General features: G+C 72.6%; 14 protein-coding genes and 1 pseudogene. 4 read left to right on the top strand and 11 right to left on the bottom strand.

Translation table 11 applies throughout. The features are described from left to right. The first annotated feature begins 208 nt into the window (after window positions 1–208). The gene (locus tag ABZ272_RS16655) at window positions 209–1,066 is read left to right on the top strand and encodes an HAD-IB family hydrolase (RefSeq protein WP_355050814.1); all 858 of its coding nucleotides are present in this window, start codon (window positions 209–211) and stop codon (window positions 1,064–1,066) included. Between the two features lie 3 nt (window positions 1,067–1,069). On the opposite strand, the gene ABZ272_RS16660 is transcribed toward ABZ272_RS16655, so the two are convergent. The 11 genes and pseudogenes from ABZ272_RS16660 to ABZ272_RS16710 form a co-directional block, all read right to left on the bottom strand. Then, complete coding sequence (locus ABZ272_RS16660; RefSeq protein WP_355051019.1) at window positions 1,070–1,927, bottom strand: lysophospholipid acyltransferase family protein; 858 nt, start codon at window positions 1,925–1,927, stop codon at window positions 1,070–1,072. Between the two features lie 329 nt (window positions 1,928–2,256). Then, window positions 2,257–3,333 (bottom strand): NAD-dependent epimerase/dehydratase family protein, encoded by a 1,077-nt coding sequence (locus ABZ272_RS16665; RefSeq protein ID WP_355050815.1) that lies wholly within the window; start codon window positions 3,331–3,333, stop codon window positions 2,257–2,259. Between the two features lie 119 nt (window positions 3,334–3,452). After that, window positions 3,453–3,554, bottom strand: coding sequence for an AURKAIP1/COX24 domain-containing protein (locus ABZ272_RS16670; protein ID WP_007465623.1), 102 nt, complete (start codon window positions 3,552–3,554; stop codon window positions 3,453–3,455). Between the two features lie 214 nt (window positions 3,555–3,768). Beyond that, entirely contained in the window at window positions 3,769–3,978 is a 210-nt protein-coding gene (locus ABZ272_RS16675) for a helix-turn-helix domain-containing protein (protein WP_007465625.1), read from the bottom strand. A 200-nt stretch (window positions 3,979–4,178) separates the two neighbouring features. Continuing rightward, a complete protein-coding gene (locus tag ABZ272_RS16680; protein WP_355050816.1) occupies window positions 4,179–5,363 on the bottom strand; it encodes an ABC transporter permease in 1,185 nt (394 codons plus the stop codon). A 173-nt stretch (window positions 5,364–5,536) separates the two neighbouring features. Then, a pseudogene (locus tag ABZ272_RS16685) lies at window positions 5,537–6,376 on the bottom strand (ABC transporter ATP-binding protein); the annotation flags it as partial. Continuing rightward, entirely contained in the window at window positions 6,373–7,752 is a 1,380-nt protein-coding gene (locus ABZ272_RS16690; protein ID WP_355050817.1) for an efflux RND transporter periplasmic adaptor subunit, read from the bottom strand. The gene ABZ272_RS16690 and the pseudogene ABZ272_RS16685, both read right to left, overlap by 4 nt. A 136-nt stretch (window positions 7,753–7,888) precedes the next feature. Then, window positions 7,889–8,428 carry a hypothetical protein gene (locus ABZ272_RS16695; RefSeq protein WP_355050818.1) on the bottom strand — a complete coding sequence of 180 codons (540 nt, stop codon included), beginning with the start codon at window positions 8,426–8,428 and terminating at the stop codon, window positions 7,889–7,891. After that, window positions 8,425–9,714, bottom strand: coding sequence for a hypothetical protein (locus ABZ272_RS16700; protein WP_355050819.1), 1,290 nt, complete (start codon window positions 9,712–9,714; stop codon window positions 8,425–8,427). The genes ABZ272_RS16695 and ABZ272_RS16700 overlap by 4 nt, the downstream gene beginning before the upstream one ends. A gap of 61 nt (window positions 9,715–9,775) precedes the next feature. Continuing rightward, window positions 9,776–10,351 carry a WHG domain-containing protein gene (locus tag ABZ272_RS16705; protein ID WP_355050820.1) on the bottom strand — a complete coding sequence of 192 codons (576 nt, stop codon included), beginning with the start codon at window positions 10,349–10,351 and terminating at the stop codon, window positions 9,776–9,778. 68 nt (window positions 10,352–10,419) lie between these two features. Beyond that, entirely contained in the window at window positions 10,420–11,340 is a 921-nt protein-coding gene (locus ABZ272_RS16710; RefSeq protein WP_355050821.1) for a proline dehydrogenase family protein, read from the bottom strand. Here ABZ272_RS16710 and ABZ272_RS16715 point away from each other — a divergent pair. The 3 genes from ABZ272_RS16715 to ABZ272_RS16725 are packed head-to-tail and all read left to right on the top strand — an operon-like array spanning window position 11,339 to window position 13,469. Then, window positions 11,339–11,695, top strand: coding sequence for a hypothetical protein (locus ABZ272_RS16715; RefSeq protein WP_355050822.1), 357 nt, complete (start codon window positions 11,339–11,341; stop codon window positions 11,693–11,695). The two genes, ABZ272_RS16710 and ABZ272_RS16715, sit on opposite strands and share 2 nt — an antisense overlap. A gap of 1 nt (window position 11,696) precedes the next feature. Further along, the gene (locus tag ABZ272_RS16720) at window positions 11,697–12,863 is read left to right on the top strand and encodes a glutathionylspermidine synthase family protein (protein WP_355050823.1); all 1,167 of its coding nucleotides are present in this window, start codon (window positions 11,697–11,699) and stop codon (window positions 12,861–12,863) included. An 18-nt stretch (window positions 12,864–12,881) separates the two neighbouring features. Beyond that, a complete protein-coding gene (locus ABZ272_RS16725) occupies window positions 12,882–13,469 on the top strand; it encodes a CGNR zinc finger domain-containing protein (protein ID WP_355050824.1) in 588 nt (195 codons plus the stop codon). Window positions 13,470–13,471 lie beyond the last annotated feature (2 nt).

Below are 13,471 nucleotides of genomic sequence, written 5' to 3' on the forward strand. Positions count from 1 at the left end.
AACCGGGCCCGCTGGCCCGCACCGCGAAACCCGGCCCGCTGGCCCGCACGGCGAAACCAGCTCCGCTGACCCGCCACGCGAGAGCGCACGACCGATCGGTGCACGGTTCGCTGTGCCCGGCCGGTCGGTCGTGCGTTCCGGATACCCTCGCTGGAGGCATCGTCGAAGCTGCGGAAGGAGGGGAAGTCGCGTGGCGCGCAGCCGCAGGATGACGGTCAGCACCGACGTCCAGGGACACACCGCCGGATGGGCGGAGACCGACCTCGCGTCGGTCACCCCGCCCGCACCGGACCCGACCGCCGCCGCCTTCTTCGACGTCGACAACACGATGATGCAGGGCGCGTCGATCTACTGGTTCGCCCGAGGGCTCGCCGCCCGGAACTACTTCACGACCGCCGACCTGGCCCGCTTCGCCTGGCAGCAGCTCCGGTTCCGGTTGCTCGCCCGGGAACACGCGGGCGACATGTCCCAGGCGAAGGAGGCCGCGCTGGCCTTCGTCGAGGGGTGGCGGGTCGACGACGTGGAACGCCTCTCGGAGGAGATCTTCGACGAGCTGATGGCCCCCCGGATCTGGGCCGGTACCCGCCAGCTCGCCCAAAACCACCTGGACGCCGGCCAACGCGTGTGGCTGGTCAGCGCCGCCCCGGTCGAGATCGGTCGGGTGATCGCCGCCCGGCTCGGCCTGACCGGTGCGATCGGCACGGTGGCCGAGGTGCGGGCTGGGGCGTACACCGGGCGGTTGGTGGGCGAACTCATGCACGGGCCGGCGAAGGCCGAGGCGGTCACCCAGCTCGCCGCTGTGGAAGGGCTGGACCTGAGCCGCTGCGCGGCGTACAGCGACTCGGCCAACGACCTGCCGCTGCTCTCCGCGGTGGGTCGGGCCGTGGCGGTCAACCCGGACGGCACGCTGCTGCGGCAGGCCCGCCAGCGGGGCTGGGAGGTACGGGACTTCCGTACCGGCCGCCGAGCCGTCAAGATCGCCGTACCGTCGACGGCGGCGGCCGGGCTCGTCGCCGGCGCGGTCACCGCCGGCCTGGCCCTCCAGCGTCGCCGCCGCGCCGGCTGAGCGTCAGGGGCCGAACGGATCGGGTCGCCGCTCCAGCAGCGTGTGCAGGGTCTGCTGGATGGTCTCCCGCACCTGGTCGGCGAGGTTGAAGACGACCAGCGGATCGTCCGCCGAGTCAGTCAGGTGGGCGGTGGGGATCGGCGGGCAGAACTCGATCAGCCACTTGCTGGGCAGCGGCACCATCCCCAGCGGCCCGAGCCACGGGAAGGTCGGCGTCACCGGGAAGTACGGCAGCTTGAGCAGTCGCGCGAGGGGTTTGATGTCGGCGAGCATCGGATAGATCTCCTCGCCGCCGACGATGGCGACCGGGACGATCGGGGTGCCGGTACGCAGCGCCGCCGAGACGAAGCCGCCCCGACCGAACCGTTGCAGCTTGTACCGGTCGGCGTAGAGCTTGCCGATGCCCTTGAACCCCTCGGGGAACACGCCGACCAGGTCGCCACCGCCGAGTAGCCGCTCGGCGTCCGGGTTGCAGGCCACCGTGCCGCCGGTCTTGCGGGCGATCTCCGACACCACCGGCATCCGGAACACCAGGTCGGCGCCGAGCAGGCGCAGGTAGCGGCGGGCCGGATGCTTGTCGTGAAGGGCCGCCGACAGGATCAACGCGTCCAGCGCCACGGTGCCGGAGTGGTTGCCGACCACCAGGGCGGGCCCGTCGACGGGTACGTGCTCCACCCCGCTGACCTCGGTACGGAACCAGTCCCGGTAGAGCAGCCGCAGCAACGGGTGGAAGACCGCGTCGGTCAACTCCGGGTCGAAGCCGAACTCGTCGACCTCGTAGTCCCCGGCCAACCGTCGACGCAGGAACGCCAGGCCGTTGGCGACCCGGCGGTCCCACTGGTCCCCGGGCCGATCCGCCACCGCCGGCGCGGTGCCACCGCCGGAAGCCGGCGCGCTTGTGCCACCTCCGGAAGCCGGCAGGCTCGCGCCGCCGGAAGCCGGCACGGTGCCACCGGAGGCGGGCGGTCTTTCGCCGGCCGGCTCGTCGGTCGCGCCGGTGTCGACCTCGTCGGCCGCCGTGACCGCCGGGCCGTCGGCCGGCGTGTCGACCTCGTCGCCGGGTGTCGCGGTGGGCGCGAGCCGGGCCACCGGGCGGTGGCCGTTGCGCCGCGCCGGCTCCGCGGCCGGCACGGGCGGAACCAGCGGTACGTCGAACCGACCGACCCCCTGCGGGTCCTGCCCCTGCCCGGTCATGACGTGCGCTCCCGGACCGCGGCACGGACCTGCCGGATGCCGTCCAGAACCAGCTGTTCGGCGGCGGCCAACTGACCCCGGCTGAGCACCGCCCTACCGTGGTGGGCGCGGATGAAGTCCTCGAACGCCTCGGCGGTGGAGCGCGGCGTGAAGCCGTACTCCTGCTCGAGGCGCGTGGTGTCGACGACCCGGCCGTGCACGAAGAGATCGACCTGGTCGAGGCCGTAGCGGCCGACCCCCATGGTTCGGGCCAGCGCCGCCGCGCCGGACAGCCCCGGCTCGAGCACCGGCACGGCCACCCGACCGGCCCGCCGGATCGCCTGGGACAGCGACAACACCCCGGGGCCGGCGACGTTGTAGGTGCCCGGATGGTCTTCCACGATCGACCGGTGCAGCACCTCCAACGCGTCGTCGAAGTGCAGGAACTGTAGCCGGGGATCGCGGCCGAACACGGTCGGCACGAACGGCTGCGCGAAGTAGCGCGTCAGGGTCGTGTCGGCGGTCGAACCGATGAACGGGGCGAACCGCAGCACCGTCGCGGTCACGTCGGCCCGACGGCGGCGGAAACCTCGGACGTACCCCTCGACGTCGAGAATGTCGCGGCCGAAACCGCCGCGCGGCACCTCGCGCGGCTCGGTCTCCTCGGTGAACACCGCCGGGTCGCGGAACGACACCCCGTACGCGGCGGTCGACGACCGGACCACGAGCTTGCGGAGGCGGGGCGCCCGCTGGCAGGCAGCGAGGAGCTGCATGGTTCCGATGACGTTCTGGTCCTTCATGGCCGACCGGCCACCGTGCTGCCGGTCGGGAGAGCTGACCAACGCGAGGTGGACCACCGCGTCGACGTCCAGATCGGCGAGGAGCCCACCGAGCGAACCCGGGTCCACACGGATGCGCTCGACCCGGTCCAGCAGATCGGTGAACTCGGCGGCCGGCTCCGGCGCGTCCACGCCGATGACCCGCTCGATACGCGGATCGGCGGCCAGTCGGGCAGCCACGTGGGCGCCCAGGTAACGACCGACCCCGGTCACGACGACGACCCCCGGAGCACCTGGGGTGCTACCGGGGGTCATCTGACGCACCTACGCCGACAGGCGGGATCGAGCCGGGACGACCACGGCCTGATCACCTGAGCCTCCGGAGGTCGACAGTTTGGCAAGCGACGCTGGTGCCGGGCTGAGCCCGGCGCCGGTCACTTGCCGAGACGGCGACGCTGGACGCGGGTCTTGCGCAGCAGCTTGCGGTGCTTCTTCTTAGCCATGCGCTTACGGCGCTTCTTGACCACCGAGCCCATACGACAGCCTTTCGATACAACGTGCGGGGCGGACCGGATGACACCACGCAGGTGACGACGGAGACCGCATGCGGACAACGGACCGGACCAGTCTGGGCGGCGGGGCGCACCGGCAGGGTCTCGATCGCGCTCCAGGGTAGCCGCAGAGCGTCAGCAGGACCAACGCGCCCCCGTCCATGACGCCTAGGGGGCGCTCAATCGGCCGTCCGGTGACTCAGGCGGTTTCCTGAAAGGCGCCCCGCAGGTACTCGTGCACCGCGTGCTCGGGCACCCGGAACGACCGGCCCACCCGAACCGCGGTCAGCTCACCGCTGTGCACGAGGCGATAGACCGTCATCTTCGACACCCGCATGACCGTCGCCACCTCCGCGACGGTCAGGAACTTGACCTCCGACAGCCGTCCGTCGGACTGCGACCCGGCCATGGCTCACCGACCCATCCCATGCCCGGCGCGGGCCAACCCGACGGATGCTCCGGGCCGGGCGGCGACGCGCGTGTTACCAGTACGGTAGCGGGGCGGCTGTGACCGGCGCGATCCCTTCGTACAACTGATCATGTTTCGGTGGTCGGTTCACCCGATCCGGCCCGCCGTTATCTCCCCGGCTGCGTCCGTCGTCCGGTTGCTCACTCGGCGCGCAGCGCGACCACCGGGTCGAGCCGGCCGGCGCGCTGCGCGGGGACCACGCCGAAGACGATCCCCACCGCCGCCGACACACCGAAGGCCAGCGCCAGCGACCACCACGTGATCGCGGCGGGGATCGGTGACAACGCGTCCACCAGCAGGGCGGTGCCCACGCCCAGCGCCATCCCGGTCAGCCCGCCGATGGTGGTGAGCAGGACCGCCTCCAGCAGGAACTGCACGCCGATGTCGCGGGGTCGTGCGCCGACGGCCTTGCGCAGCCCGATCTCCCGGGTCCGCTCGCGGACGCTGACCAGCATGATGTTGGAGACGCCGACGCCGCCGACGAGCAGCGAGATGCCGGCGATGGCGGCGAGCACACCGGTGAGTACGCCGAGGATGTCGCCGAGCACACCGAGGATCTGCTGCTGCGTGACCGCGCTGAACTCGGTGTCCGGGTGCCGGCGGTTCAGCTCCGCGACGATGCGTTCACCCAGCTCGTCGATCCGTTCCCGGTCGGGCGCCTTGACGGCGATGCCGTCCACCCGCTGGGTGCCCCAGAGGCGCTGTGCGGCGGTCACCGGTACGTGCACCTCGTCGTCCCGGTCGACGCCGAGACTCTGCCCGAGGGGCGCGAAGACGCCGATGACCCGGAACCGTACGCCGGCGAGGGTGACCTGTTGACCCAGCGGATCGCGGTCGGGGAACAACGCGCGGGCCACCGAGTCGCCCAGCACCGCGACCCGCCGGCTGGTGTCCACGTCCGTGCCGGTGAGGTACCGGCCCCGGGCCAGCGAGCGGGTGAACACCGTCGGCGTGGTCTCCAGGACGCCCTGCACGGTGGTGAAGTCCGAGCGCGCGCCGGCCCGCGCCGTCGCCCCCGAGGCGACGGTGACCGCGACCCGCTGGGGATCGCCGACGACGCGGGAGACCGCGTCCGCGTCCTTGAGCGTCAACGGCGAGACCACCGGCGCGGTGCCCACCTCGATCTTGCCGGGCACCACCAGCAGCAGGTTGGAGCCGAGCCCCTCGACCTGCTGCTCCACCTTCTGCTTGGTGCCGGTGCCGATGGCGACCAGCAACACCACCGACGCGACACCGATGATCACGCCGAGCATGGTGAGCGAACTACGCAGCCGGTTGGCGCGCAACGCGTCCAGCGCGACCCGCCACGCCTCGGCGACCCTCACGCCGCACCGTCCCCGGACCCGCGCACGTCGGCCTCGCCGCGCCGCGGACCGGACCCGCGCACATCGGCCTCCGCGCGACGCGGGCCGGGCTCGCGCACATCGGCCTCCGCGCGACGCGGGCCGGGCTCGCGCACATCAGCCTCCGCGCGATCCGGGCCGGGTACGAGCGGAAGGCGTCCGGTGGCTCCGGCGGCGCCACCGGAGCCACCGGACGGGTGCCCCGGGCCGTTTCCGGACACGGACCGGGGCTCCGCGCTGGGAGCGGGCACCAGTGTCTCAGGTCGACCGTGATCGACGGACGGCGGTCGATCATGAAGGTCGCCGGCGCTGTCCGCCACCACCACACCGTCGCGCATGGTGATCCGGCGCGCGGCCCGCGCCGCCACCTCCTGGTCATGGGTGACCATCACCAACGCCACCCCGGACTCCGCGTTCAACCGTTCCAACAGTTCCAGGACGGCCGCGCCGGTCACACTGTCCAGGTTGCCGGTCGGCTCGTCGGCCAGCAGCACCGTCGGCTCGGTGACCAACGCGCGGGCGATGGCGACCCGCTGCTGCTCGCCACCGGACATCTGGTTGGGCCGGTGGTCGAGCCGGTGCCCGAGACCGACGCGGCCCAGCATCGCCGCCGCCCGCTCCCGGCGCTGCCGGGCCGACACCCCCCGATAGACCAGCGGCAACGCCACGTTCTCCACCGCCGACGTACGCGGCAGCAGGTGGAACGCCTGGAAGACGAAGCCGATCGTCTCGTTGCGCAGGGCGGCCATCTCCGGTGGGGAGAGGGTGTTGACGTCCCGCCCGCCGATCACCAACCGTCCACCGGTGGGCCGGTCGAGACCGCCCAGCAGGTGCATGAGCGTGGACTTGCCGGAGCCGGAAGGGCCGACAAGCGCCACGTAGTCCCCGGGCTGCACGGTCAGCGAGACCCCGCGCAGCGCCTCGACCGACACCCCGTCGAGCTGGTACGTGCGCGACACGTCCACCGCCTTGATGGCCGGCGGGGCGTCGGTCACCGTACCTCCTGGCCGTCGCGCACCTGGTCGGTGCCGCGTACCACGATCCGGTCACCGGCCTGGACGCCGTTGAGGATCTGCACCAGGTCGGATCCCTGGACGCCCACGGTCACCGGCGCCCGGTCGGCCTTGCCGTCGCGGACCACCCACACGGCGTCCCGGCCGTCGGCGGAGAAGACGGCCGAGGCGGGAACGGTCACCGCGTCGGCCGCCTCGCGTACGCGCAGGTGCACGATCGCGTTCATGCCGGGGCGGGGCGTGGGGGCGGGCTCGTCCTCGGCCAGCTTTCCCGCGCCCAGCGCGAGGCGTACGCGGTAGGTGACACCGCCCTGCGCCGAGCTGGTGGGGAGCACGTCGACCGAGCGGACCGTGGCGTCGTAGCTGGCCCCGGTTACGGCGTCCAGTTCGACGGTGGCCGTCACGCCGGGCTTGACCAGCAGCACGTCGGTCTCGTCCACGTCGGCGAGCAGTCCGAGCTGCCCGGTGTCCACGATGGTCAGCACGGGTGTGCCGGCGGTGACCTGACCGCCGACCACGACGGCGTCGTCGACCCCGGCCGGCGGGCCGGCCTGGGCGGGACTCAGCGCGGACGGGGCGAGACCGGCCCCGCCGGCCTGTTCCAGGAGCCCGGCCAGACCGCCGTTCGCGCCACCGGCGGCCCGGGTGCCGCCCGGCTGCACCACCCCGCCGATGGGGGCGCGCAGGGTCAGCGCGTCGACGGTCGCCTTGGCCAGGTCGTACGCCTGCTGGGCCTGCAGCCGTTGCGCCGCGGACAGCGAGCCGACGGCGGAGTTCAACCCGCTGATCCCCCGCTGCACCGCGCGGACGGCCGCGTCGGCGCTCTGCGCGGCGGCGGCGTACTGCCGCTGGGCGGACGTCACCTGGGCCAGTAGCGCGTCCCGCAACTGCTGGTCGGCGATCTTCTCGGCGGCCTTGCGGGCGGCGTCGAACGCCTCGTCGGCGGCCCTGTCGGTGCCCCGCCGGCTGCTGGTCAGGTTGCCGGTGGAGACACCCCGGCCGGCGCGCTTCGCCGCGTCCAGCGCCTCCTTCGCCTGGCGCAGGCGGGCCTGGGCCGACGGGGACGCGACCACCGCGAGCACCTGACCGCGCTTCACCCGCTGTCCAGGCTGGACCCGCAGGCTGGCCAGGGCGCCGTCGGCGGGCGAGGTGAGACTGGCGGCGGCCCGGGCGGTCACCGTCGCCGGAGCGTCGATCACCTCGCTGACCGGGTTACGGGCGGCCGAGGCGAGCGCGACCGGCGGCTGGTCGTCACCGCAGGAGGCGGCGGTCGTGGCGGTGAGGACGGCGACGGCGGTCAGGGCGATGAGCAGGCGGGGCCGCGTGGGGCTTGCGGGCCTCGGCAGGTCGGGGCGCACCCATCGATGGTACGGCGCACCGTCACGCCGGCCGTGTCCCACCCGATGTGCCGAAGACGCACCCGCCCGACGATGGCACGGGCGTACGAGAGCTTGGTCCGGCGCGGCGCGAAAACCACGGGTTCGAGAAGAGCGGTCATCGACACTTGGTGAATTTGACCGTGTATCCCGCGTCGGGATCGCCTTCGTAGCCGTAGAGGCCGGGCACGCCCTGCTCGTCGCGCCGGGCCTTGAGCTCACTCGACGCAGGCTCCAGGAATGACCCGAGGGCGCGGATCACCAGCTCCAAACGCGGCGTCGCGGAGGATGTGTCGAACGTCCAGACACCGTGGCCGGTGGTCGGAAACTCACCTCCGAAGTCCCTCTTGAGAGCAGATTCTTCGGTGTACTCACCGGCGTCGTACAGCACCGAGAAGTAGTCCCGGGAGATGTGGGCCAATCCGAATTCGCCAGAGGCGTTCACCGTCAGTTGATCGTGTTGAGCAGAGCACCAGACACCGGGCATCTCCTCAGCCGTCACCGGTGTCGGTTCTGGTGAACCACAGGCGTTCAGAACAGCCCCGGCGGCCAACACCGCCACCGACATGAGTACGGCACGAACTCGTCGCTGAGCCACGGCGGATATCACGTCCTCGAACCGGTAGAAGGTGGGCGAGCCGCGGTCCGTGATGGTCACGCGGCGGTGGCGCGGACGTACGCCACGCACTCGTCGTGCAACGTCGACCAGTTTTCGCCGAACGCCTCGTCGGCGGCGGCGGCGAGCGTCGCACGGTCGTGCACCACGGCCTTGAAGAACGTCAACAGCCGCTCCGGCCCGAACCGGTCGACGAGGTGGCGGACGGCGAGGTAGCCGACGCCGTAGCTGCCGCCGACCCGTTCGGCGGGCGCGTCGTCGGTGGGCGTGATGCCCTCCAACCGGCCGTCCCAACCGCCCTGGACCAGTTTGCGCACCTCCGCGAGCCCTTCGTACCGGTCGACCGGCCGACCGCCGGAACCCGAGAACTCGGCCAGCCCTTCGACGAGCCACCAGGTCGTCTTGCCCGGGTATCCGCGCTCGGGCAGCGACGCGGCGTGGGTCAGCTCGTGCCGGAGCAGGTCGTCGGCGCCGCTGCCGGGCAGCCCTTCGGCGTTGAGCACCACCTCGTGGTGGCCGCCGCCGACCGTCACCGCGTACCCGCCGGTCCACTGTGGCCGCCCGCCGCCGTACCAGCGTTGCCACTCCGCGCGGCCGGCGTAGAAGATCCGGTAGCGGTCCGGGGGCGAGCCCGCCACGACGTACGTGTCGGCGACCTTGGCCGCCGCCTCGGCCTGGCTGAGCAGGGCGGGCAGCTTGCCGCGCAGCGCGGGTGTGGTGGCGACGATGGTCCGCGCGCCGACCGCCACGACCAGGTCGCTGACCTCCCACGGCCGGGTGCCGGTCTCGGCGGACTTCGACTCCTCGACGGCGACCAGTCGGGGCGCGTCCCCGTTCTCCCGCCAGCGGGTGCCGATCAGCACCGGGCTCGGTCGGCAGTCGGCCGCGACGAAGCAGTACTGGAAGCGCACCAGTAGCCGCCACTCCCCCGGCCTGCCGACGATCGGCGTGGGCAGACCGCTCGGTTCGGCCCGCCAGACGGTCACCTTGAGGGCCCGCAGGGCGGCGAATCGGCGGCGCAGGTCGGCGTGCGCGGCCGGATCGGCGATGGCGAGGAAGGCGGTGCGATCGCCGCCGAGCAGCGCCGCGGACTGCTGACGGAGCTGGGCGGTCATCCGGTCGGACAGCGCACGGGCGACGGCGGTGGCCGGGTCGTCGGTGGCGATGGCTCCGGCCCGGCTGAGCGTGGCCCGGCCGTTGGCTTCCCGGATGACCCCGACCACCAGCACCGCCGGAAGGCCGCAGCCCAGCAGCAGGACGACAACGACGAGTACGGTCCACAGCGGCCAGAGCCGCCGCGGTGCTGGCTGCTGCACCCCGTCAGTCACCCGCCGAAGGGTACGACCAATCGGCGAATCGGGCGAGGCCGACCCGGCCCGATCGGTCGGGTCAGGCCCCGCGAGCCGGCCACGAGCGGAAGGCGGTGTCCAGCCCGGCGACCAACTGGTGGTACGACCGGTCGACCTCGCGGGGCAGACCGAAGCCGCCGGCGGCCTCCAGGGCGATGAAGCCGTGCAGGGCGCTGCGCAGGGCGCGGGTCGCGTCCACCGCGTCGTCGCCGGTGAGCCCGTAGCCACGCAGCACCGCGAAGATGGCGCCCACCGCGCGTTCGCCCGCCTCGACGTGCTCCGGGTCGGACGGGTCGGGCACCCGCTGGGTGGTCGGGTAGCGGCCGGGGTGCCGGCGGGCGTACGCCCGGTAGGCGTCGGCCATCGCGCGCAGGGCGTCGCCGCCGGCCCGGCCGGCGGCGGCCGTGGTCAGCTCGGTGGCCAGCTCGGCGGTGGCGAGCGCGGAGAGCTTCTGGTTCAGCGCGTCGGCCCCGCGGATGTGCTTGTAGAGACTGGGCAGCGCGACGCCGAGTCGGCTGGCGAGCGCGGCGAGGGTGAGCTGTTCGTAGCCGACCTCGTCGGCGAGCCGGGCGGCCTCGCTCACCACGGTCTGCTGGTTGAGCCCGGCCCTAGGCACCGATACACACCCGGCTAGCGTTCATAGCCTCAAAGCTAACTCCGCTAGCCGGGCGCGTCAAGCGACGGTCACTTCTTGGAGATCAGGGCACGGCCGAAGAAGACCAGGTTCGCCGGGCGCTCGGCGAGCCGGCGCATCAGGTAGCCGTACCACTCGTCGCCGTACGGGACGTAGGTGCGCACCGTGTAGCCCTCGCCGGCCAGCCGGGCCTGCTCCTCGGGACGGATGCCGTAGAGCATCTGGAACTCGAAACGCTCCGGCCCCCGGTCGAACCAGCGCGCCCGGTCCTCGCCGATCGAGATCATCCGCGGGTCGTGCGTCGCCAGCATCGGGTACCCGTCGCCGGACATGAGGATGTTCATGCAGCGGACGTAGGACTTGTCCACCTCGCGGGCCGACTGGTAGGCCACCGACTCCGGCTCCTTGTAGGCGCCCTTGCACAGGCGCACCCGCGACCCGGCCGAGGACAACTCCCGGCAGTCCGACTCGGTCCGCCGCAGGTACGCCTGGAGCACCGCCCCCGTCGACGGGAAGTCCTTGCGCAGCTTCGCCAGCACCTCCAACGTCGAGTCGGTGGTGGTGTGGTCCTCCATGTCCAGCGTGACGGTGGTACCCGCCTTGTCGGCGGCCGCGCAGATCGCCCGCACGTTGTCGTACGCCAACTGTTCGTCGAACATCTGGCCGAGCGCGGAGAGCTTCACGCTCACCTCGGCGGCCGGCGTGAGCCCGGCCCCGGAGAGCATCGACAGCAGCTTCAGGTACTCGTCCCGGGTGGCCGTGGCCTGCTCGGGGGTGACGGTGTCCTCGCCCAGGTGGTCGAGGGTGACGGCCAGCCCGTCGTCGACGAGCCCGCGGGTCGCGCGCAACGCGTCGTCGGTGGCGGCGCCGGCGACGAACCGGCGGACGACGTCCCGGGTGTACGGGGCGGTCGCGACGAGCCGCTCGACCTGGGATGACCGGGAGGCGGCGAGGATGACGGAACGGAGCATGAGCCGAGCGTATCGCCCCTGCCAGGAGCCCCGCCCGGCGGCGGCTGGGGCTGCGGCGCTGGCGTCGATCGGCTACAACGATGCCGTGAACCAAAGCCCCCGCCGCCGGCTCCGGTCGGCCTCCGTGCAGCTCGGCGCGCTCACCGCTCTCGCGCTCGCCCTCTCCGGCTGCAACATGACCTCCGACGACGACGATGACGACTGCGCTCTCGGGCCGGTCGGTGGCGGTGGCACGGTCGCGCTGGGGATGCGGGTGTCCGCCCCCACCGCGGAGCGGACCGGCGGCGAGCCGACGACCGCCGCCCTGCCCGAGCGCGGCGGGTTCGGCACCCACCTCGCCTCCTGCGGCGGCTGACGTGCGGCGCGAGGCCGTAACGCCCCGGCCCGACTGGGACGCCACCATCCGGTCCCAGGGCCTGGTGTACGTCGACACCGAACTGCCCGACGGCGGGATCATGTCGTACTGGGACGAGACCGCCGCGTACGCCTTCGACCTGGACGAGGTGCTGCGGCTGGAGGAGGCCACCGAGGAGCTGCACCGGATGTCGGTGGCCGCCGCCGAGTACGTGGTGGCCCAGCGCCGGTACGCCGAGTTCGGCATCCCGGAGTGGGCCGCGGAGGCGGTGGCCCGGTCCCTGCGCGAGGCGCCGCCCACCCTCTACGGGCGATTCGACCTGGCGTACGACGGCACCTGGCCGCCAAAGATGCTGGAGTACAACGCGGACACCCCGACGGCGCTCGTCGAGGCGAGCATCGTCCAGTGGTACTGGCTGGAGCAGACCCGCCCCGACCTGGACCAGTGGAACAGCCTGCACGAGCGGCTGGTCGGCGCCTGGGCCAAGATCGGCGCCGGGCTGCACGACCCCCGGGTGCACGTGCTCTGGTCGAACGAGGAGGAGTCGGGCGAGGACCACCTGACCGCCGGCTACCTCGCCGAGACCGCCCGGCAGGCCGGCCTGGACGTCGAGCTGCAACCCATCCAGGAGATCGGCTGGGACGGCCGTCGCTTCGTCGACGCCGCCGACCGCCCGGTGACCACCTGCTTCAAGCTCTACCCGTGGGAGTGGATGCTCGCCGAGCCGTACGGGCCGCCGGCGCTGGCCCCGGGCACCCCGACCACCTGGATCGAGCCGGCCTGGAAGCTGCTGCTGTCCAACAAGGCGCTGCTCGCGATCCTCTGGGAGCTGTACCCCGGTCACGAGTACCTGCTTCCGGCGTACCTCGACTCGCCGCGCGGCATGCCCGAGTACGTGGCCAAGCCCCTGCTCGGCCGCGAGGGCGGCTCGGTACGCATCGTCACCGCCGCCGAAGAGATCACCAACCCGGGGATCTACGGCGACGAGGGCTGGTGCTACCAGGAGTTCCGGGCGCTGCCGCAGTTCGACGGCAACCGGACGGTGCTGGGTAGCTGGATCGTCGACGGCGAGTCGGCCGGGTTGGGCGTCCGCGAGAGCGCGAGTCTGATCACCGACGGCTACGCGCGGTTCCTACCGCACTACATCGACGCGCCGCGCGCCCCGTGAGTCGTCTACCGTTGGGGTGTGAACTTCGACGCGTACGCCCGGACCGGCGTTGACCTGGTCAACGCCCGCCTGGACGACCTCGACGACCTGCGGGCCCTGTTCCCCGACGACAACGCCTGGATGCGCGACGAGGTCGCCGACCGGGACGTCGCCATCTTCCGACGGGCCCAGAAGCGGTTGCGCGACGTCTTCGAGTACGGCACCTCGGGGCGCGACGCCCAGGCGGTGACCGAGCTGAACGCGCTGTTGGAGGCGTTCCCGGTCCAGCCGCGCATCTCCGGGCACGACTCCAGCGACTGGCACATGCACGTGACCAGCCGGGGCGCCTCGGTCAGCGCCGAATACCTGGCCGGCGCGGTCTGGGGGCTCTCGGTGTGGCTCTGCGAGTACGGCAGCGCCCGCTTCGGGGTCTGCGCCGACGAGCGGTGCGGCAACGTCTACCTGGACACGTCGTCCAACTGCTGCCGGCGGTTCTGCTCCGAGCGCTGCGCCACCCGCTCGCACGTGGCGGCGCACCGGGCCCGCAAGCGTGCCGCGGTCGGCGAGCAGGCGACGGTCGCCCCGCAGCCGACCTCGACGACCGAGTCGCTGACCCCGGTCAGCTGACC

This window comes from Micromonospora sp. NPDC005979 (genome assembly GCF_040614415.1).
GTDB lineage: Bacteria > Actinomycetota > Actinomycetes > Mycobacteriales > Micromonosporaceae > Micromonospora.